We start from the raw sequence: 19520 nt of genomic DNA, 5'->3' as shown, positions 1-19520 counted from the left end.
GGTCTCGATGCCGAGGGACAGCGGGGTGACGTCGAGCAGCAGGACGTCCTTGGCCCCCGCGCGGGGGCCGAGTCGCGGCGGGTCGCCGTTCCGGTGCCCGGCGCCGACTGCGGCGCGGAGGGCGTGGTCGTGTCCGGGGAGTCAGGGATGCGTGGCGGTGACGGAGCTGCCGCTCGCCCACACGGAGGAGGCCGCCGCCGACCTCGCGGCCCCCCGGCCCCGGCCGGGCCCGGTCGCGGGTCCGCCTACGACGACGCCCCGCAGGACGAGGGTGTGCGCATCCCCGAGGACGTCGCCGCGGTCGGCGCCGACGATCTGATGCCGGGCCGGCTGCCGCGGCCGCGGCTCACCACGGTCCGCGTCGAGCTGCCCCCGGGCCGCGAGCCTCGCCGAACTCGTCGGCTGCGACGTCCGCGCCGTCGGCGAGCCCGGCGGCGAAGTCCAGTGCACACCGTGCCGAAGGCCTCGGTGTGCAGCGCTCCAGCTGACGCGCAGCGCGGCCCGCTCGGGCTACTGCCGGGCCTCGCCCTGCTGCGCCTGGCCCTGCTGGGCGGCGATGCTCTTGCGGACCTCGTCCATGTCGAGGCCGCGGGCCTGCCCGATGAGGTCCTCCAGGACCGGCGCGGGCAGGGCGCCCGGCTGGGAGAAGACCGCGACCTGGTCGCGGACGATCATCAGCGTCGGGATCGACTGGATGTCGAAGGCCGCGGCCAGCTCCGGCTGCGCCTCCGTGTCCACCTTGCCGAACACCAGATCCGGGTTGTCCTGGGCGGCCTTCTCGTACACGGGCGCGAACTGCCGGCACGGCCCGCACCAGGACGCCCAGAAGTCGATGAGAACGAACTCGTTCTCGGTGACCATCCGGTCGAAGTTCTCCTTGGTCAGCTCCACGGTGCTGCTCATGGCGTCAATCCCTCTTCCTGGTGTGGGGGCGTGCCGACGGCACCAACACATCCGCCGGGCCCCCTATTCCGGCCGTGCACGTCCGTGTCCCGCGCGCGTACCCCTGTGGCCACGGCGCACACCACCCACCAGACTGACCCCATGACGGAAACGGAATCCATCGCCTACGACGTCGTGGTGCTCGGGGGCGGCCCCGTGGGCGAGAACGTCGCCGACCGCACCCGCGCGGCCGGCCTCAGCACCGCGGTCGTGGAGAGCGAACTGCTCGGCGGCGAGTGCTCGTACTGGGCCTGCATGCCCAGCAAGGCCCTGCTCAGGCCGGTCATCGCCCAGGCCGACGCGCGGCGCCTGCCCGGTCTCGGCCAGGCCGTGCGGGGCCCGCTCGACACCCCGGCCGTCCTGGCCCGCCGGGACGAGTACACCTCCCACTGGAAGGACGACGGCCAGGTCGCCTGGCTGGACGGCACGGGCGCCGACCTGTACCGCGGCCACGGCCGGCTGTCCGGTCCCCGTGCCGTCACCGTCACCGGCCCCGACGGCACGGTCACCGCCCTCACCGCCCGGCACGCCGTCGCCGTCTGCACCGGCACCCGCGCCCAGCTGCCCGACCTGCCCGGACTCGCCGACGTCGAGCCGTGGACCAGCCGCGAGGCCACCAGCGCCAAAGAGGCTCCCGGCCGGCTGATCGTCGTCGGCGGCGGTGTCGTCGCCGCCGAGATGGCCACCGCCTGGCAGGCCCTCGGCTCCCGGGTCACCCTGCTGGTCCGCGGCAAGGGCCTGCTGAACCGGATGGAGCCGTTCGCCGGGGAGCTGGTCGCCGAGTCGCTCACCGAGGCGGGCGCCGACGTCCGCACCGGCACCTCCGTCGCGTCCGTCACCCGCGAGAACGGCGCGGTCGTCGTCGTCACCGGCGCCGGCGACCGGATCGAGGCCGACGAGATCCTCTTCGCCACCGGCCGCGCCCCGCGGACCGAGGACATCGGCCTGGACACCGTCGGGCTGGAACCCGGCTCCTGGCTCGACGTGGACGACACCCTCCGGGTCACCGGCACCGACTGGCTCTACGCGGTCGGCGACGTCAACCACCGCGCCCTTCTCACCCACCAGGGCAAGTACCAGGCCCGTGTCGCCGGCGCCGCGATCGCCGCCCGCGCCGCCGGCGGCCCCCTCCTGGACGAGGACTGGGGCGCCCACGTGGCCACCGCCGACCGGCACGCCGTGCCCCAGGTCGTCTTCACCGACCCCGAGGCCGCCGCGGTCGGCCTCTCCCTCGCCGAGGCGGAACAGGCCGGCCACCGGGTCCGCGCCGTCGACGTCGCGTTCTCCTCCGTCGCGGGCGCGGGCCTGTACGGCGACGGCTACAAGGGGCGCGCCCGCATGGTCGTCGACCTGGAGGAGGAGATCCTACGCGGTGTCACCTTCGTCGGCCCCGGCGTCGGCGAGCTCGTCCACTCGGCCACCGTCGCGGTCGCCGGCCGCGTCCCCGTCCAACGGCTCTGGCACGCCGTCCCGTCGTACCCGACGCTGAGCGAGGTGTGGCTGCGGCTGCTGGAGGCGTACCGGGACAACTGAACAGCCGGACTACGGCAGGTCGAAACCCAGGGCCGCGGCCGCCGCCCGCGGCGTCGGCTGGGACCACAGCGCCGCCACCGCCTCGTTGGCCGACAGGGAGCGGAGTTCGGCACGGTCCAGGTAGAGCGTGCCGTCGAGGTGGTCCGTCTCGTGCTGCACGATCCGGGCGGGCCAGCCGGCGACCACCTCGTTCAGGGCACGCCCGTGCTCGTCCTGGCCGCGCAGCCGCACCTCCGTGTGCCGGGCCACCACCGCCTGCCAGCCCGGCACGCTCAGGCAGCCTTCGAAGAAGGCGGCGCGGGCGGCGCCGGCCGGCTCGTACACCGGGTTGACCAGCACCCGGAAGGGCTGCGGGACACGGGCCCGGGCCACGGCGACCTCCTCCGGGACCGGCGCCGGGTCCTCGACCACCGCGATCCGCAGCGGCACCCCGACCTGCGGTGCGGCCAGACCCACACCGGGTGCCGCGCGCATGGTGACGCGCAGGGCCTCGACGAACCGGGCCAGCAGCGCGGGGCCGAGCTGGCCGTCGTACGGCTCGGCGCCGCGGCGCAGCACGGGCTGTCCGGCGGCGACGATGGGCAAGGGGCCGCCGGCGGCGAGGAGTTCCTCGACGCGCTCGGCGAGCGGTGCGTGCTCACGGGGAAGGGCCATCGCGTCAGCATGCCACGGCCGCACCCCTCTTTCCGGGGCGCCTGTCACCCGTACCCCGGTGCTCGGCCCCTTCCCGGAGCCTCCGGCCGCGCGCCGGTGGTGTGACCGCGCCTCTCCGCACGCCGGCGCGCTCGGAGACGCAGGCGCGGACGCCGGCGCGCGACCGCTCCGGTCCGGCCTCCCCCGAGGGCGCCCCGGTCCGGCCGGCGGCGCGCGTCGGCGCGCCGCACCCTCCGCCGGGCCGGGGGAACCCTCACCGCTGCGGGAAGTCGCCCGCGAGTGCCGAGGCGATGCGCAGATGGCGCTCCGCCTCCTCGTGCCGGGACTGGCGCTGGAGCGTGCGGCCGAGCATCAGCCGGGCGTACCGCTCCACCGGGTCGCGCTCCAGGATGGTTCGCAACTCGGCCTCCGCACGGCGCAGCTGAGCGGAGTGGTAGTAGGCGCGCGCCAGCAGCAGCCGGGGTCCGGTCTGCTCCGGCGCCTCCTCGACCAGCCCGGACAGCACCCGTGCCGCGCCCGCGTAGTCCTCGGCCGCGAAGTACAGCTGCGCCCGCTCCCAGCGCTCCGCGGCGGTGCCGTGGCCGTAGTACGCGTTCTCCCTCTGGGTCTCCACAGGTGACCTCCTCCGGCGGCCACAACGGCACCCAGTCGTTGAATATTCCACTTTTTGGTTGGCTACCCGGCCGCCCGCGCGGCGGGTCCGGCGAGCGCACGGCGTTCCGGGCGCCAGGTGGCGACCAGGGCCGCCGCCAGAAGGAGTTCGGCGATGTCCCCCGCGTAGTACATGATCTCGGCGCCTTGCCGCACCTCGGCCACGGGCGCGGGGACGCCCACCCGGAACCCGCCGTACATCAGCTGCGCCACCACCGCGTGCACGGCGATGGCGCAGCCCAGGAAGACCAGCCGGGCGCGCACACCCGGCCGGGCCGGGGCCGGGTCCGGCCCGGCGACCGAGTGCGCGAACAGGCACCCCGACAGCAGGAAGTGCGCGTGCAGCAGCCAGTGCCCGGCCGGGTGGGCCGTGACGGCGCCGTACAGCGGCGTGAGATACAGCAACGGCAGGCTCCCGGCGGACAGCAGCAGCGCGACGGCCGGGTGGGCGAGCAGGCGCGCCGGGCCGCTGTGCAGGAGCGCGGAGAGGCGGCGGGCGCGCGGCGCGGGAAGCGCGCGCAGCAGCAGGGTGACCGGGGCGCCGAGCACCAGGGCGAGCGGGGCGTACATGCCGATGAGCAGGTGCTGGGCCATGTGACCGCGGAAGTCCCGGTGGGCGAGGGGCGCCACGGGCGGCAGCAGCGCCACCGCCAGCAGCACGACGCCCGCGCCGAACGCGGCGGTGCGCCAGGTGCTCCAGCCCCTGACCGGATTGCGGCGGCGCACCCGGCGCGCCAGCAGCAGATAGCCGGCCGCGCACACCAGGAGGGCCAGTGCCGGCAGCAGCACCGCCAGGAGGCCGGCGCCGTCCGGGTGGTGCGGATGCGTGCCGCCGTGATGCGGGATGCCGTGGTCCATCAGGCGGCGTCTCCCGGACGCCCGGTCCGCAGGGCCGCCGGATCGAATGCCCGGCCGCCGCGCTGCAGCAGCACACCGCCGGCCAGCAGCAGCGCGCCGAGGACGAGGAAGCCGATGTCCCACCAGAGCCGGTGCGGCCCCCCGCGCACGTGGTGGATGCCCAGGACATGATGGTCCAGGACGCCCTCCACCAGGTTGAACAGCCCCCACCCGGCCAGCACCCAGCCCCACAGCACCCGGGAGGCCCACACCCGGCGCCGCCCGGTGGTCACCCGCGCGTACAGGACGGCCAGCCCGGTCAGGACGGCGAGCCAGCACACCGTGTGGAAGACGCCGTCCCACACCGTGTTCATCCGCAGCCCCGACACGGTGCGCGGGTCGTAGTACCTCACCCCGATGCGGTCGTGGTCGGTGCCGGTGAGCATGTGGTGCCACTGCAGCAGCTGGTGCAGCAGGATGCCGTCGACGAAACCGCCGAGCCCCACCCCGAGGAGGAGCCCGGGCAGGCGCAGACTGGGCGGTGCGGATTCGCTTCCGGTCTCGCGCACGGTGGTCGCCATCGCTCCTCGTCTCGTTCGTCGTCCTCGGCCGGGCCGGTCGCGGCGACGGCCGCCCAGTCGACAGCTACCAGTTCCCCGGATCCGCCGCAGCGGCAGGTTCGGCCGTCCGCGCGCTCGGACCGCGGACGGCCGCCGCCGCACCGGCGGGTCCCGGGCGCGACGCGGGGCGGTCCCGAGCGACAGGGCCTGGCTAGACCTGCTGTCCGGCGAAGAAGTCGCCCAGGTCGGCCGCGAGCGCTTCCGGCGCCTGTTCGGCGACATGGTGGCCGGAGTCGATGCCGTGCCCGCGGACGTCCACCGCCCACTGCCGCCAGATCTGCAGCGGGTCCCCGTAGAGGTCCTCCAGGTCGTCCCTGAGGGACCACAGCACCAGCGCCGGGCACCGGATCCGGTTCCCGGCGGCCCGGTCGGCCTCCTCGTGCCGCCGGTCGACGGTCAGCCCGGCCCGGTAGTCCTCCAGCATCGCCCGCACCACCTCGGGGTTCCTGGTCGCCTGACGGAACTCGTCGTGATTCTCCCGTCCGAGGCTCTGCGGGTCGCCGCGGTACCAGCTGTCCGGGTCGGCGTTGATCACCCGCTCGGGGACGTCCGGCTGGGCGAAGAAGAACCAGTGCCACCACTGCGTGGCGAACTCGGCCGTGATGCGGGACAGGTGCTCGCAGATCGGCAGGCAGTCCAGCAACGCCACCCGGGTGATCACCTCGGGGTGGTCGAGGGCCAGGCGCAGCGCCACGGGCCCCCCGCGGTCGTGTCCGGCGACCGCGAACCGGTCGTGGCCGAGCGTGCGCATCACCTCGACCACGTCGCCGGCGACGGCCCGCTTGGAGTACCCGGCGTGGTCGGCCGTGGGCGCCGGGCCGCGCGAGCGGCCGTAGCCCCGCAGATCCGGGCAGACCACGGTGAAGCCGCGCCGGACCAGCAGCGGAGCGACCCGGTGCCAGGTCGCGGACGTACGCGGATGACCGTGCAGCAGGACCACCGGCGGACCCTCGCCACCGTGGCGGACGAACACGGACGCCTCGTCCGTCCGTACCTGACGGACCTCGAAACCCTCGAACACGAACCGAACCTCCCCTTGCCGGCCGACGGACCGGGCCGCATCCGGGGCCTTCCGCCGGAGCGACTCCGCCCGCCAGGGGTACCCGCACAGCAGGCGAGAAACCCGGCGCGGACCGAAGGGCGGCTGATCCCATGCCCGGCACCACGGACCGACCGACCGGCGACACGGTCGATCTCCACTTCATCGGCAACGCGACCGTGCTGCTGCGGTACGGCCCGCTGACCCTGCTCACCGACCCGAACTTCCTGCACCGGGGCGAGTACGCCTACCTGGGCTACGGGCTGCTGAGCCGCCGCCTGACCGAGCCCGCCGCCGACCCGCAGGACCTGCCCCGCCTCGACGGCATCGTGCTGTCCCACCTGCACGGCGACCACTGGGACCGCCGGGCCCGACGGCACCTGGACCACACCGTCCCGGTGCTCAGCACCCCGCACGCCGCACGCCGCCTGAAGGTGCTGCACGGCTTCGAACGGACCGCGGGCCTGCGGACCTGGCACGGACTCACCCTGCGGCAGGGCGGGGTGCGGGCCACCGTCACCGCCCTGCCCGCACGGCACGCCGGGCACCCGGTGCTGCGCGGACTGCTGCCGCCCGTGATGGGCAGCCTGATCGAGTTCGGCCCGCAGGGCGGACCGACGCGGCTGCGCCTGTACGTCTCCGGCGACACGCTGCCGTACGACGGCCTGGACGAGATCGCCCGACGGTTCCCGGCCGCCGACCTGGCCGTCCTGCACCTGGGCGGCACCCGGCTGCCCGGCGGCTTCGTGGTGACCATGGACGGCGCGATGGGCGCTGAGCTGGTCCGGCGCCTCGGTCCCCGCGCCGTCCTGCCCGTGCACTACGAGGACTACACGGTGATGCGCTCACCGCTGTCCGCCTTCCTGGCCGAGGCCGGCCGGCTCGGCCTCGGCGACCGGATCGTCCACTGTCCGCACGGCGGCCGCACCCGCCTGTCCACCGAGCCGGGCGCGGCGCCCGTGGTCGGCTGACCGGCGCGCCGCGCCGTCCCGGCCCGCCCCGGGCCGGCACGGCGCGGTACGGCCGCATGCGTGCGGTTCAGCGGGTCACGACATGGCGTTCGTCGGGGACGCAGTGCGTCATCGTGAGGCCCTCGACGTCCCGCGGCGGGTTCTTGCCGAGGTTCGCCAGCCGCTCCTTGTCCTCCTCGGTGAGGTCCTGGCTGGCCAGCGGCTCCAGGTCCGCGACGTCCTCCGGGCGGATGCCGAGACCCTCGCCCACCCGCAGCCCCAGGTCGTTCTCCACCAGCAGGAAGTGCCACACCATGCGCTCCTGGACGGGCCGGTCGCACCGGGAGAGCTGGCTCACCAGGTTCCTCACCAGGTCGTCGCGCTCCCACTGCTCCATGAGCAGGTAGCGCTGGCCCGCCTGCTGGTAGTCGTTGGTGCGGGGGATGCGCTTGCGGGTGAGCCGGCCGCGGATCTCCGGGCCCTGCTCGTCGTGCGCCGGGTACCGCGCCTCGCGCAGCCCGCCGCGGATCGACGGCTCGTAGTTGACGCCGGGGTTCTCCCCGCGGCCGTCGACGTGGTAGGTCATCGCCCCGTCGCGCTGGTTGGTGCGCACCCGGGCGTTCCTCGCCTGGTTCACCGGGAGCTGCAGGTAGTTCGGGCCGACCCGGTAGCGCTGGGTGTCGCTGTAGGAGAACGTGCGGCCGACGAGCATCTTGTCGTCGGAGAAGTCCAGGCCGTCGACGAGCACGCCCGTGCCGAAGGAGATCTGCTCGTTCTCCGCGAAGAAGTTCTCCGGCATCCGGTCCAGCACCATCCGGCCCACCGGCTTCGGCGGGAACTCCTGCTCGGGCCAGGTCTTGGTGTCGTCCAGCGGATCGAAGTCGAGTTCCGGGTGCTCGTGGTCCTCCATGATCTGCACGAGCAGCTCCCACTCGGGGTGATCGCCGCGTTCGACGGCCTCGTACAGGTCCTTGGTGGCGTGCCCCAGGGAGCCCGCCTGCACGTTGGCGGCGTCCTCCTCGGTCATCGACCGCACACCCTGCTTGGGCATCCAGTGGTACTTGACGAGCACGGTGTTGCCCTGGTCGTTCACCCACTTGTACGTGTTCACGCCGAAGCCCTGCATGTGGCGGTAGTCGGCGGGGATGCCGCGCGGGCTGAACAGGTTGACCAGCATGTGCATGGCCTCGGGCGTCTGCGACATGAAGTCGAAGATCCGGGCCGGCTTCTGCTCGAAGTCCACCGGGTCCGGCTTGAGGGCGTGGATCACGTCGGGGAACTTGATGGCGTCCCGGATGAAGAACACGCCCAGGTTGTTGCCCACCAGGTCCCAGTTGCCGTCCTCCGTGTAGAACTTGACGGCGAAGCCGCGGGGGTCGCGCGCCGCCTCGGAGGAGTCGCGGCCGCCGATGACGGTGGAGAAGCGGACGGCGACGTCGGTGCGCTTGCCGCGCTCCTGGAACAGCTTCGCGCGCGTGTAACGGCCGATCGGCTCGTCGCCCCAGGCGCCGTACGCCTCGAAGAAGCCGTACGCGGTGACGCCGCGGGCGTGCACCACCCGTTCGGGGATGCGCTCCCGGTCGAAATGGCTGATCTTCTCCAGGAACTGGTAGTTCTCCAGCGTCGCCGGGCCGCGGGCGCCGACGGTGCGCTGGTTCTGGTTGTCGTAGACGGGGTGGCCCTGCCGGTCGGTCAGGACCGCGCGGTCGTCACCGGAGTCGGGACCCTTGCTTGCTACGTCCGTCATGAGCGGGGCTCCTTGAAGCGGGGAAGGCGATACGACAAGCGTCGCCGCGGCCGGCGCCCGAGTACCCGCAGGCGCGCGGCCCTATCCGCGCCGAACCCCCGTACGGCTCCCCTTCGGCCACGCGGAGCCGGGTGACGCAGCGGGCCCGCGGACGCGGGACGCAGGCCCGGGCGGCGGGGAAGCGCCGCCCGCCCCGGCCACCGGCTCCGGCGCCCGTGCGCCGCCACCTGTGCGCGGCGGCGGCGCGTCCGGTCGGGTACCTGGGGGAATCGCCGTGCCACGCTCGGGCGATCGACGGCGCTATGCGGGCGCGAACGGGGTAAGGGGACGGCGACCGGCCGACCAGCCCTGACGAGGAGTCAGCCATGACCGATGACGCATACCTGTTTCTCGTGGACGACCCGGCGGAGACGCTCGGCGTGCCACCGGCCGCGGCGGGCGAACTCTCCTGCATGGAGACGCCCGCCGTGCGCGCCTGGCTCGACGCCCAGGGCGTGTCGGCGACGTCCCCGCGGCTGCGGGTGGTGCCCCCCGAGGAGACCGGGGCCATCCCCGAGGAAGCGGAGCGGCTGCCGGTTCCCCTGGGCGAGGAGGAACTGAGCCGGCTGCGCCACCAGACCGCGCCGGAACCCCTGGCCGCGGTCGAGACCGAACTGCTCGCCTACCGCGACTGCGCCCACGGCCGCGACGAACTGCTCGCCCGGGCGCTGGCCGCGGGCGTCGCGCCGCACCGCATCGCCGAACTCACCGGCGAGGACCCGGCCGTGGTACGGGCCGCAGCCACCCGCTGACCGGGGCGGCGCCCGGTGGGCCCGGGGCCGGACACCGGCCGAGCGGACCTCCGCCGAGTTGGCCCGGGGGGAACCCGGCCCCACCGGGCGGCCACGGAGGCCGCAGCACGGTCAGGCGGGCGGCTGCGGCTGGGTGGGGGCCGGACGGGGGGCGTGACCGGTCGGCCTGCGGGCCCGTCGGGCGGGATTCGGTGCCCCGTGGACGCCGCTGCGCGGTCAGGTGGGCGGGCGCCCGGTGGTGGGGGCCGGACGGGGAGAGTGACCGGCGTGGTGTGTGGGCCCGTTGGGCGGGCTCCGGATGCGTCCGGCCGACGGGGGCGTGCCTGTGCGGTCACTCGCTGAGTGGTCGTCGACGGAACCGCGAGGGAGCTTGCGGGAAGCTCGGAGTTCCGGGCGGGCGTCACTCGCGGGGCCGCTCCGGGGGGCACGTGCGGTGAGCCGGCACCGGTCGGCGCACGGCCGACGCGGTCGTCCGCTCCGGGCCAGGCCCGGCGGGCGGGCGGCTGCCGGTGCCGGTGTCGGGAGCGGACGGGGTCCGGGATGGACGGAGGTGCCGGGGCTCCGGCGCTAGCGAGAGGCCGGTCGACGGGGGCGGATCGGGGGCTGCGGCGGTCACCCGCTGAGGTGCCCTCAGCGCCACCGACCCGCCGGGGCCCGTGGCGTGCCGGGGGCTTCGCCCTGCGCCGGGGGCTTCGCCCCCTGCGGGTGGGCGTCCGATGAGCCGTCTCGGCGGTGCGGCCCTGTTGGGGATGCCGCTCCCGCCGGGGCTGGCCCGGGGGATGCGGTCCCGCGCGGGCGGGTTGTCGGGGGTAGGGGGGCGGGCAACCCCGTCCGGGTGTCAGCCGGGGAAGCGGCCGGACGAGCGGAGCCGCCAGCGCCGTTCGGCGTAGGCCAGGTCGTCGCGCCAGAGGCGTCCGGCCGCCGCGCGCACCAGCGGGCGCAGCAGCGGCGCGCCCTTGCGCGCCAGGGCGAAGCCCGGCCGGTCGGACGCGGCGACCACGGCCTCGATCACCGCGGTGCGGGGCCGGCCCAGCGCGTCCCGACCGAGCGGGGTGGCGTGGGTCTCGACCACGGAGCCCACGCCCTCCCCGTCGGTGATGCGCATGACGACCGTGCGCGGCTCCGGAGCGGTGAACACGGCCCGCACCGGCACCACCAGCCGCCCTGCCACCTTGAAGGAGACGTCCACCGTGAAGGCGTCCTCGTCGCCGTCCGCCCCGTCGCCCGGCGCGCCGACCACCGTCAGGTCCACGAACGAGTACGGGTGGAACCACGCCCCGTGCCAGGGGTCCAGCCGGTTGGCCACCACGTCCTCCGGCTCGCAGACGCCCGCGCCGGTGTAGACGGCCGTCAGCGCACGGGCCCGCCCGGGCCGGCGCGGGACGACCGGCGCGGGCAGCGGCTCCTCGCCGCCCGCCTCGTCCAGCCGTACCCACACCAGCACACCGTCGTCGTGCACGGGCAGCGGGCTCCAGCCCGCGGACGGCGTGCCGTCCAGGGCGAGCCCGTGCCAGTGACAGACCAGGGTGCCGCAGCGCACGGGGCTGTCCCGCAGCGGCGCCCCCAGGTGCGGGCAGATGCCGGGACCCGCCACCGGGCGGCCGTCCGCGGCACGCCAGGCGACCACCTCCTGCCCGGCCACGGTCCGGGCCAGCGGGCGGTCGTCGCGCAGGTCGCGGGAGGCGCCGACGACGTACCAGTTCCCCGAGGGACGGGCCTGCGCCCGCTTCAGCGCCTGTGCGATCACCGCGGGCCGTGCCTCCCGCCAGGTGGGACGCTGGCGGTCCCACGGCACGGGCCGCCGGCGCAGGGACAGCGGGACGCGGCCGCGCCGGGCCGGTCGGTCAGGCTTCACGCGACCTCCTCGGGAAGCGGCGGGGACGCGGCCCCGCCGGGCACGGTGACGGGCAGCGGCCGCGGGCGCACGGCGGCGGACCGGGGCCGCCCGCGGGCGCGCAGCCGCGCGGCGAACACCCGGGCCAGCCCGTCCGCGGCGACCGCCGCCCGGCGCCGGCGCGGGACCACCGCCCTGCGGTGCAACACCCGGTACCCGTCCTCGGCGACGGCATCCAGGATGCCGCCGTACAGGACGAACGCGGTGCGGATGCAGGGCCTGGACACCGGCTCCAGGAGAGCCAGTCCCGGCGCCGCCTCCCGGTACACCCGGCGGGTGAGCGCCTCGAACTCCCGCAGCGCGGCGGTGATCCGGGCGTCGGTCCGGCCCGTGTCCCGGCTCCAGCGCAGCAGCGGACGGTCGACGCCGTGCGCGGCGAGCAGGTCGGCGGGCAGGTAGACGCGGCCGCGGTCGAGGTCCTCGCCGACGTCGCGCAGGAAGTTGCTCAGCTGGAAGGCGACGCCCAGCGCGGCGGCGTAGGGCGCGGCCTCCTCGCGGGGGCCGACGGTGCCGAGGACCGGCAGCATCTGCAGGCCGATCACGGCGGCGGAACCGTGCATGTAGCGGCGCAGATCCGCGTAGGTGGGGTAGTCCGTCACCACCAGGTCGGAGGTCATCGCGGCCATGAAGTCGGCGAAGTGCGCGTGGTCGATGGCGTAGCGGCGCGCGGTGTCGGCGAGGGCGCGCACGACCGGCTCGTCGCTGCGCCCGTCCCGCAGCCCCCGCTCCAGACTGCGCCGCAGGTCCGCGAGCAGCGCGGCGCGCCGGTCTGCGCCGGCGTCCGGGCCCAGGCAGTCGACGATGTCGTCGGCCCAGCGGGCGAAGCCGTACAGGGCGTGCACGGCGGGTCTGCGCTCCACCGGCAGCAGCCGCGTCGCGAGGAAGTAGGTGCGGCCGTGCCGTGCGTTGAGCGCGCGGCAGTGCCGGTAGGCGGCCCGCAGCACCGGATCCGCGATCCCCGCCGCGTCGAGTTCCCGATCGGTCATTCGGCGGTTCCCTTCCGGAGGGCCGGCGCGGCGGCGCGCGTCCCGGCGGACGCGCGTCCCGGCAGGCCGGTGACGCGCGCCGCCGCGAGCTTCCCCGACACCAGCACGGTCGGCACGCCGACCCCCGGGGTCGTGCCGCAGCCGGCGAGGACGGCGTTCTCGGTGCCCCGGACCAGGTTGCGGGGCCGGAACGGCCCGGTCTGGGCGAAGGTGTGCGCGGCGGAGAAGGGGGTGCCGGCGGCGTGCCCCTGGGCGTGCCAGGAGGCCGGGGTGACCAGGCACTCCTGCTCGATCGCGGCCCCGATGCCGTCCAGCCCGCGCCGATCCAGCTCCCGCAGCAGCGCGTCCCGGTAGCGGGGGGCGAGGTCGGTCCACGCGGCGGCCTCCGGGCCGATGTCCGTGTTGGGGCAGGGCGCCAGCACGTAGTGCAGGTGGCGGCCGGGCGGAGCGAGCCCGGGGTCGGTGGCGGTCGGCCGGGTGATGAGGAGCGAGGGATCGCTCATCAGCCGCCCGGTGCGGGTGAGTTCCTCGAACGTCGTGCGCCAGGCCGCGCCGAAGGACAGGGTGTGGTGGGCGAGTCCCGGCCAGGTGCGGTCCGTGCCCGCGTGCAGGACCACCGCGGACGGGGAGTGCCGCAGCCGCACGGGCCGCCGCGGCCGGCGGCCGAGCAGCCGGTAGACGACGGGCAGGTCGGGGGTGAGGACCACCGCGTCGCACGGGATGCGGTCCTGGTCGGTGACGACCGCGGTGATCCGGTTCCCCGACCGTTCCAGGCGGGTCACGTCCATCCCGTACCGCAATTCGGCGCCCGCGTCGGCGGCGGCGTCCGCCATGGCCCGCGGCAGGGCGTGCATGCCGCCGCGGGGGAAGTACACGCCGGCGACGGTGTCCATGTAGGCGATGACCGCGTACGCGGCCAGCGCCCGGGCCGGGGGGACGCCCGCGTACAGGGCCTGGAAGGAGAAGACGCGCAGCAGCCGCTCGTCCTTCAGGAAACGGCCGATACGCGTCTCCAGCCGGCCGAACCCGCCGAGTGCGGCCAGCCGGGCGAGGTCGCCGGTCAGCAGGTCCGCCGGCGAGTCGAAGTTGGCGTCGATGAAGCGGCGCATCTGCGCCCGGTAGAGCCGGCCCAGCCAGTCCCGCAGCCGCCGGTAGCCCGCCGCCTCGGCGGCTCCGGCGAACCGTTCCACTTCCGCCGCCATCGCCTCCGCGTCGGTGTGCACGTCGAGGGTGCTGCCGTCCGCGAAACAGGCCCGGTAGGCCGGGTGCAGCGGGATCAGCTCGACCCGGCGGTGCAGGCTGTCGCCGACGGCGGCGAACGCCTCGTCGGCGAGGTCCGGCATGGTCAGCACGGTGGGGCCGGTGTCGATCCGGTAGCCGCCGAGGTCGAGGCGGCCGGCCCGGCCGCCGGGCAGCGCGTCGCGTTCGACCACGGTGACCCGGCGTCCGGCGCCCAGCAGGTGCAGGGCCGCCGACAGGCCGGCCAGTCCGGCCCCGACCACCACCACATGATCGGTGGGCCCCGGCACGGTACGCGTCATCGACCGTCCTCCAGCCCGGCGGAAGCGGTCGCGGACACGGCGGTGACGACGGCGGCCGCAGCCGACGTGACCGGGGCGGACGCGGCGGGCGCCGCCGCGAAGCGGCCGACGACCGGGCCGGCGCCGGCGCCGATGCGGTCGTCGGCGCGCCCTGCGCCTTCGGCGGCGCGCCCCGCCTCTCCGGCGGTCGCAGTCCCGGAGTGGCCGTGCGCCGCTGCCGCGCCGCTGCGGCCTTCGGCGGGTGCCGTGCCGGGGTGGCCGTCGGCGGGTGCCGTGCCGGGGTGGCCGTCGGCGGGCGGGTAGGGGCGGGTGGCGGGCGGTGCGCCCTGTGCCGTGCGGCGGAGCAGGCCGAGCAGCGGGTCCCTGCCCTCCGGGGCGAGGGGCACACCGTCGAGGTGGGCGAGCCCCCGCGCCACCAGCCGGCCGATCCTCTCCTCCACCGCGGCCGGCGCGCCCGTGGCCACCAGCACCTCTCGCACCTCGTCGAGGCCCTCCGGGGTGAGCCCGGCGTCGCCGAGCGACCGGTGCAGCACGGTAAGGGCCCGGCGGTCGCCGGCCGCCTCGGCACGGGCCAGCGCCAGCGCGATGAGCGAGGTCGGCTTGCCCTCCCGTATGTCCGAGCCGCAGGACCTGCCGGTCCGGCGGGGATCGCCGAAGACGTCGTTCAGGTCGTCCCGCAGCTGGAACGCCACGCCGACGCAGCGGCCGGCCGACCGCAGCGCCCGCGTGGTGGCACCGTCGGCGCCCGCCAGCGCGGCCCCCAGCGCGAGGGGCCGTTCGACCGAGTACAGGGCGCTCTTGAGGCAGGCGGCGCGCAGCGCACGGGCCAGCGAGTACGACGCCGTCAACTGACCCTGCACGTCCAGGTACTGGCCGGCGACCATCTCCGTGCGCATGTCGCTCCACAGCCGGCGCACCAGAGGCGCCGCCGCGGGACCGACCGGTGTCTCGGCCACCAGGTCGTCCGCCCAGGCGAGGGCGAGATCACCGGCCAGGATGCCGGCCGCGTCACCGAAGCGCCCCAGCCGGCCAGGAGGGGCGGAGCCCGCGTACCGGTCGCGCAGGGCCGCGTGCAGCGCGGGCCCGCCGCGGCGCCGCACCGCCGCGTCCATCACGTCGTCGTGCACCAGGGCGCACGTCTGCAGCAGTTCCAGCGCCGCGCCGATCCGCAGGGCCGGCGCGAGCGACTCCTGCCCGCCGCCGCAGGCACGGAGGGACCACCACAGGAGCTGGGCGCGGGCGCGCTTGCCCCCCGCCCGGGTGAAGTCCGCCACCCGGCAGGCCAGATCCGCGGCGAACAGCGGGTCCGCCGCGCGGGCACGCGCGAGACGGTCGGCGAGCACCTGGTCCAGCACCCGCCCGACGGCCGCGGGCACGTCCGCGTCGACGGCGCGCAGGTCCCCGGCGTCCGGCGGGAGCGCCTCCCGCGCCGCGCCGCTCCCGGCGCCGCCGGTCGCGCCGTCCGGGTGCTCACGCGCGGGCGGTCCCGGCACCGGCACCAGGCGGGGGAAGGGCGGCGGTTCGGCCACGTGGTGCTCCTTCGCCTGCGTGGGGCGCATCCGGGTTCCTCTCGTCATGATCGGGCTTCGGCGTCACCTCGTCTTCCGCTCGCGCACCGGACCCGGATGCGCCGCCGACGGTGACCTCCTCCCTGCGACTTCTTCCACGGTGTCCGCCGGGGACACGGCCCGCTGCCGCATACGAGTGACCTGCATCCGGACGGGCACACGGGCGGGAATAGGCGGAGGGTGCGCCGTGCGCACGCGAGAGGCGAGCGGGAGGAAGCGGTCGTGCTGGACGCGGACGTGGCCATCGTGGGCGCGGGAGCCGCCGGGCTGTCCCTGGCGCATCGCCTGGCGGGGCGCCGGACGGGCCAACGTACGCCGTCCGTGGTGCTGCTGGACGCGCCGCCCGGCCCGCTGCGCCCGCCGCCCCGCACCTGGTGCTTCTGGGAGCGGGGCCCGGGCCGGTTCGACGCCGCGGTGACGGCCCGCTGGCGGCGGCTGCGGGTGCGTACGCCCCTGGGCGAGGCGGTCGAGGGGGACCTCGGCCCGCTGCGGTACAAGATGATCCGGTCGGACGACTTCGAGGACCTGGTCGGCCGGGACCTGGCGCGCAGCCCGAACGTGCGGCGCCTGCCGGCGACCGTGGAGACGGTGGAGGACGTGCAGGGCGGGGCGCGGCTCCAGCTGAGCGAACCGGACGGCACGTCCCGGGTGCTGACGGCCCGCTGGGTGTTCGACTCCCGTCCCCCGGGCAGTCTGCCGGCCGCCCGCACCACGCTGCTGCAGCACTTCCACGGCTGGTTCGTCCGCACCTCCCGGCCGGTCTTCGACGCCGGCACCGCGGACCTCATGGACTTCCGCACCCCGCAGCCCGCCCGCGGCCTGTCCTTCGGGTACGTGCTGCCCACCGGACCGTGCGAGGCGCTGGTGGAGTACACCGAGTTCTCGCCGAGGACGCTGACCGCGCACGGCTACGAGGCGGCGGTCCGGCACTACGCCGAGGAGATCCTGCGGCTCGGCGACCTCCGCGTCCTCGCCACGGAGACGGGGGTCATCCCGATGACCGACGGCCCGATGCCCCGTCAGGTCGGCGCGTCGGTGTTCCGCATCGGCGCCGCCGGCGGCGCCACCCGCCCGGCCACCGGCTACACCTTCGCCGGGGTGCAGCGCCAGACCGGGGCCGTCGCCGCCGCGCTGCGCGCGGGACGCCGGCCCGTGCCGCCCGACCCGCACTCCGCACGCTCCCGCGCCATGGACGCCGTGCTGCTGCGCGCCCTGGACAGCGGCCGGGCGGACGGACCGGCGCTGCTGTGCGGGCTGTTCGCCCGCGTCCCGACGCCCCGGCTGCTGCGCTTCCTCGACGGGCGGACCCGCCTGCACGAGGACCTCGCCGTCGGGATGCGCGCCCCGGTGGGGCCGATGCTCCGTTCGGCGCTGGAACTGCCCGGCCTGCCCCGCCGCCCCTTCGACCCCGCCCGCCTTGACGAACCGCCCCAGGAGACCGCATGACCCTGCTGCGCGACGAGGACCTCGCCGCCGCGTTCGACCACGCCTCCCGCAGCTACGACGCGCTGGTGGCCGCCAACCCCGGCTACCACGCCCACCTGCGGCGCTCAGTACGCCGGCTCGGCCTGCCCGGGCACGGGGAGGGGCTGCGCGTGCTGGACCTCGGCTGCGGCACCGGCGCCTCGACCGCGGCGCTCCGCTCCGTGCTCCCGGCCGCCCGCATCACCGCGGTGGACGCCTCCGCCGGCATGCTGGCACGGGCCGCCGCCAAGCCCTGGGCGGCCGGTGTGACCTTCGTGCACAGCCCTGCGGAACGCCTGGCGGAGGCCGGGGTGGACGGCCCCTTCGACGCCGTCTTCGCCGCCTACCTCATGCGGAACGTCGCCGACCCCGACGCCGTCCTCGCCGGCGTGCACGGCCTGCTGGCCCCCGGCGGACGGCTCGGCGTGCACGAATACACCCTGAGCGGGCGCCGCGCCGACCGCATGCTGTGGACCCTGGTGTGCCGGGGCGTCGTGCAGCCCGCCGCGGCCCTCCTCGGGGACGGCGTGCTCTACCGGCACCTGTGGCGCAGCGTGGTGGAGTTCGACACCGCCGGCGGCTTCGCGGACCGCGTCCGCGCGGCCGGTTTCCGCGACGTGCGGGTGCTCCCGCTGCCGGGCTGGCAGACGGGCATCGCGCACACCTTCACCGCCCGGCGCGCCGGAGCCGGGCGATGACCGGCTCCGGGCGCGGCGGCGCCGCCCGCCGGGGCCGGGACCGGCGGGCCCGCCTGCTGCCGCCCCCGCCGGGGACCCGGCGGGTGCGGGGCGCACGTCCCACGGCCGCCGTCGTCGGCGGCGGCATCGCGGGGCTCGCCGCCGCCACCGCCCTGGCCGAGCGGGGTGTCGCCGTGACGCTGTACGAACGCCGCCCCTGCCTGGGCGGGCGCGTCGCCGGCTGGCCGACCGTGCTGCGCGACGGCACCGAGGCGACCATGAGCCGCGGCTTCCACGCGTTCTTCCGGCAGTACTACAACCTGCGCGGACTGCTGCGCCGTACCGACCCCGGGCTGACCCGGCTGACCGGACTGCCGGACTACCCGCTGCTGCACGCCGGCGGGACCCGTGACAGCTTCCGGCACGTCCCGCGGACCCCGCCGTGGAGCGCCCTCGGCTTCGTCGCCCTCAGCCCTTCCTTCACCCTGCGGGACCTGCGCGCCATGGACCCGGTGGCGGCCCTGCCGCTGCTGGACGTCCGCGTGCCCGAGGTGTACGAACGCCTCGACGCGGTCAGCGCCCACGACTTCCTGGACGCCGTCCGCTTCCCCGCGAAGGCACGCCACCTGGCGTTCGAGGTGTTCTCCCGGAGCTTCTTCGCCGACCCGCGCCGGCTGTCGGCGGCCGAGATGGCGCTGATGTTCCACATCTACTTCCTCGGCTCGGCCGAGGGCCTGCTGTTCGACGTGCCCCGCGCGCCCTTCCCGGCCGCCCTGTGGGACCCGCTGGCCGGCTATCTGCGCCGGCACGGCGCGCGGCTGCGCACCTCGACGCCCGTGGAGCACATCGACCCGGAGCGCGACGGCGGCCACCGGGTCGTCACCGACCGGGACGAGCAGTCCTACGACAGCGTCGTCCTCGCCCTGGACACCGCCGGGCTGCGCTCGCTCGTCGCCCGCTCCGACCGGCTGGGCGACCCCGGCTGGCGGGCACGCGTCGCACGCCTGCGCACCGCCCCGCCGTTCCTGGTCAGCCGGCTGTGGCTGGACCGGCCGGTGGCGCCCGACCGGCCGGGATTCCTGGGCACCAGCGGATTCGGCGGCCTCGACAACGTCAGCGTGCTGGAACGCTACGAGGACGAGGCGGCCCGCTGGGCCGCGCGCACCGGCGGGTCGGTGGTGGAGCTCCACGCGTACGCGGTATCGCCGCAGGCGCCCCGTGACGTCGAGGAGAAGCGGCTGATCGGCCAGTTGCACCGTCTCTACCCGGAGACGCGCGCGGCCGCGGTGGTCGACGCCCGCCACGAGTGGCACGACGACTGCCCCCTGTTCCCGGTGGGCGGCTACCGGGACCGGCCGGCCGTCCGCACCCCGGACCCGTCCCTGGTGGTGGCCGGAGACCTGGTGCGCACCGGTCTGCCGGTGGCCCTGATGGAGCGGGCGGCGACGACCGGATTCCTGGCCGCCAACGCCCTCCTGGAGCGGTGGGGGGTGCGCGGGCAGACGCTGTGGACGGTGCCGGACCGGGGCCGCACCGCCCTGCTGCGGGCGGCGGCGCGTCGGCTGGGCGGCACGTGAAGCGGGCGGCGGCGCGGCGGCTGGGCGGCACGTGAAGCGGGCGGCGGCG

At 76.0% G+C, this 19520-nt stretch carries 17 protein-coding genes; 6 read left to right on the top strand and 11 right to left on the bottom strand.

What is annotated here, in order from left to right:
• Window positions 1-510: 510 nt before the first annotated feature.
• On the bottom strand, window positions 511-903 hold the full coding sequence (gene trxA, locus ABZ261_RS13970; RefSeq protein ID WP_356858715.1) for a thioredoxin: 393 nt from the start codon (window positions 901-903) through the stop codon (window positions 511-513).
• Between the two features lie 141 nt (window positions 904-1044).
• Here trxA and ABZ261_RS13965 point away from each other — a divergent pair, with 141 nt between their 5' ends.
• The gene (locus tag ABZ261_RS13965; RefSeq protein WP_356858713.1) at window positions 1045-2475 is read left to right on the top strand and encodes an NAD(P)/FAD-dependent oxidoreductase; all 1431 of its coding nucleotides are present in this window, start codon (window positions 1045-1047) and stop codon (window positions 2473-2475) included.
• A 9-nt stretch (window positions 2476-2484) separates the two neighbouring features.
• On the opposite strand, the gene ABZ261_RS13960 is transcribed toward ABZ261_RS13965, so the two are convergent.
• The 5 genes from ABZ261_RS13960 to ABZ261_RS13940 form a co-directional block, all read right to left on the bottom strand.
• The gene (locus ABZ261_RS13960) at window positions 2485-3129 is read right to left on the bottom strand and encodes a peptide deformylase (RefSeq protein WP_356858711.1); all 645 of its coding nucleotides are present in this window, start codon (window positions 3127-3129) and stop codon (window positions 2485-2487) included.
• 253 nt (window positions 3130-3382) lie between these two features.
• Window positions 3383-3742, bottom strand: a complete 360-nt coding sequence (locus ABZ261_RS13955; protein WP_356858709.1) for a tetratricopeptide repeat protein — start codon at window positions 3740-3742, stop codon at window positions 3383-3385.
• A gap of 62 nt (window positions 3743-3804) precedes the next feature.
• Entirely contained in the window at window positions 3805-4638 is an 834-nt protein-coding gene (locus ABZ261_RS13950; RefSeq protein ID WP_356858707.1) for a cytochrome c oxidase assembly protein, read from the bottom strand.
• Window positions 4638-5198, bottom strand: a complete 561-nt coding sequence (locus tag ABZ261_RS13945; protein ID WP_356858705.1) for a DUF2243 domain-containing protein — start codon at window positions 5196-5198, stop codon at window positions 4638-4640. The genes ABZ261_RS13950 and ABZ261_RS13945 overlap by 1 nt, the downstream gene beginning before the upstream one ends.
• Before the next feature lie 190 nt (window positions 5199-5388).
• Complete coding sequence (locus ABZ261_RS13940) at window positions 5389-6258, bottom strand: alpha/beta hydrolase (RefSeq protein WP_356858703.1); 870 nt, start codon at window positions 6256-6258, stop codon at window positions 5389-5391.
• 131 nt (window positions 6259-6389) lie between these two features.
• Here ABZ261_RS13940 and ABZ261_RS13935 point away from each other — a divergent pair, with 131 nt between their 5' ends.
• Complete coding sequence (locus ABZ261_RS13935; RefSeq protein ID WP_356858702.1) at window positions 6390-7247, top strand: MBL fold metallo-hydrolase; 858 nt, start codon at window positions 6390-6392, stop codon at window positions 7245-7247.
• Between the two features lie 67 nt (window positions 7248-7314).
• Here the strand turns inward: ABZ261_RS13935 and ABZ261_RS13930 are convergent, their stop codons facing one another.
• Window positions 7315-8973, bottom strand: a complete 1659-nt coding sequence (locus ABZ261_RS13930; RefSeq protein WP_356858700.1) for a catalase — start codon at window positions 8971-8973, stop codon at window positions 7315-7317.
• A gap of 365 nt (window positions 8974-9338) precedes the next feature.
• Here ABZ261_RS13930 and ABZ261_RS13925 point away from each other — a divergent pair, with 365 nt between their 5' ends.
• Window positions 9339-9764: a DUF6003 family protein gene (locus tag ABZ261_RS13925; protein ID WP_356858698.1), complete on the top strand. Its 426-nt coding sequence runs from the start codon at window positions 9339-9341 to the stop codon at window positions 9762-9764.
• Window positions 9765-10602: 838 nt separating this feature from the next.
• Here ABZ261_RS13925 and ABZ261_RS13920 read toward each other — a convergent pair.
• The 4 genes from ABZ261_RS13920 to ABZ261_RS13905 are packed head-to-tail and all read right to left on the bottom strand — an operon-like array spanning window position 10603 to window position 15744.
• Window positions 10603-11619, bottom strand: a complete 1017-nt coding sequence (locus ABZ261_RS13920; RefSeq protein WP_356858696.1) for a DUF5914 domain-containing protein — start codon at window positions 11617-11619, stop codon at window positions 10603-10605.
• Window positions 11616-12644, bottom strand: a complete 1029-nt coding sequence (locus ABZ261_RS13915) for a phytoene/squalene synthase family protein (RefSeq protein WP_356858694.1) — start codon at window positions 12642-12644, stop codon at window positions 11616-11618. The genes ABZ261_RS13920 and ABZ261_RS13915 overlap by 4 nt, the downstream gene beginning before the upstream one ends.
• The gene (gene crtI / locus ABZ261_RS13910) at window positions 12641-14185 is read right to left on the bottom strand and encodes a phytoene desaturase family protein (RefSeq protein ID WP_356858692.1); all 1545 of its coding nucleotides are present in this window, start codon (window positions 14183-14185) and stop codon (window positions 12641-12643) included. Before crtI ends, ABZ261_RS13915 begins: the two co-directional genes overlap by 4 nt.
• Window positions 14182-15744, bottom strand: a complete 1563-nt coding sequence (locus ABZ261_RS13905; protein ID WP_356858690.1) for a polyprenyl synthetase family protein — start codon at window positions 15742-15744, stop codon at window positions 14182-14184. The genes crtI and ABZ261_RS13905 overlap by 4 nt, the downstream gene beginning before the upstream one ends.
• Window positions 15745-15975: 231 nt before the next feature.
• Here ABZ261_RS13905 and ABZ261_RS13900 point away from each other — a divergent pair, with 231 nt between their 5' ends.
• Genes ABZ261_RS13900 through ABZ261_RS13890 form a run of 3 tightly spaced genes read left to right on the top strand, consistent with a single transcriptional unit; the run spans window position 15976 to window position 19471 of the window.
• Window positions 15976-17199: a lycopene cyclase family protein gene (locus ABZ261_RS13900; RefSeq protein ID WP_356858688.1), complete on the top strand. Its 1224-nt coding sequence runs from the start codon at window positions 15976-15978 to the stop codon at window positions 17197-17199.
• The gene (locus ABZ261_RS13895; RefSeq protein WP_356858686.1) at window positions 17196-17915 is read left to right on the top strand and encodes a methyltransferase domain-containing protein; all 720 of its coding nucleotides are present in this window, start codon (window positions 17196-17198) and stop codon (window positions 17913-17915) included. Before ABZ261_RS13900 ends, ABZ261_RS13895 begins: the two co-directional genes overlap by 4 nt.
• A complete protein-coding gene (locus tag ABZ261_RS13890; RefSeq protein WP_356858684.1) occupies window positions 17912-19471 on the top strand; it encodes an NAD(P)/FAD-dependent oxidoreductase in 1560 nt (519 codons plus the stop codon). The genes ABZ261_RS13895 and ABZ261_RS13890 overlap by 4 nt, the downstream gene beginning before the upstream one ends.
• Window positions 19472-19520: the final 49 nt, after the last annotated feature.

Origin of the sequence: Streptomyces sp. NPDC006193 (genome assembly GCF_040613915.1) — a bacterium.
GTDB lineage: Bacteria > Actinomycetota > Actinomycetes > Streptomycetales > Streptomycetaceae > Streptomyces.
The sequence above is the reverse complement of the archived record's forward strand: the minus strand, read 5'-3'. Positions and strand labels throughout refer to the sequence as shown.

Bases quoted from the DNA above. Each gene is read 5' to 3' on its own strand.
- trxA (WP_356858715.1), bottom strand. From the start codon at position 903: ATGAGCAGCACCGTGGAGCTGACCAAGGAGAACTTCGACCGGATGGTC.
- ABZ261_RS13965 (WP_356858713.1), top strand. From the start codon at position 1,045: ATGACGGAAACGGAATCCATCGCCTACGACGTCGTGGTGCTCGGGGGC.
- ABZ261_RS13960 (WP_356858711.1), bottom strand. From the start codon at position 3,129: ATGGCCCTTCCCCGTGAGCACGCACCGCTCGCCGAGCGCGTCGAGGAA.
- ABZ261_RS13950 (WP_356858707.1), bottom strand. From the start codon at position 4,638: ATGGACCACGGCATCCCGCATCACGGCGGCACGCATCCGCACCACCCG.
- ABZ261_RS13945 (WP_356858705.1), bottom strand. From the start codon at position 5,198: ATGGCGACCACCGTGCGCGAGACCGGAAGCGAATCCGCACCGCCCAGT.
- ABZ261_RS13935 (WP_356858702.1), top strand. From the start codon at position 6,390: ATGCCCGGCACCACGGACCGACCGACCGGCGACACGGTCGATCTCCAC.
- ABZ261_RS13930 (WP_356858700.1), bottom strand. From the start codon at position 8,973: ATGACGGACGTAGCAAGCAAGGGTCCCGACTCCGGTGACGACCGCGCG.
- ABZ261_RS13925 (WP_356858698.1), top strand. From the start codon at position 9,339: ATGACCGATGACGCATACCTGTTTCTCGTGGACGACCCGGCGGAGACG.
- ABZ261_RS13915 (WP_356858694.1), bottom strand. From the start codon at position 12,644: ATGACCGATCGGGAACTCGACGCGGCGGGGATCGCGGATCCGGTGCTG.
- crtI (WP_356858692.1), bottom strand. From the start codon at position 14,185: ATGACGCGTACCGTGCCGGGGCCCACCGATCATGTGGTGGTGGTCGGG.
- ABZ261_RS13905 (WP_356858690.1), bottom strand. From the start codon at position 15,744: ATGCGCCCCACGCAGGCGAAGGAGCACCACGTGGCCGAACCGCCGCCC.
- ABZ261_RS13895 (WP_356858686.1), top strand. From the start codon at position 17,196: ATGACCCTGCTGCGCGACGAGGACCTCGCCGCCGCGTTCGACCACGCC.
- ABZ261_RS13890 (WP_356858684.1), top strand. From the start codon at position 17,912: ATGACCGGCTCCGGGCGCGGCGGCGCCGCCCGCCGGGGCCGGGACCGG.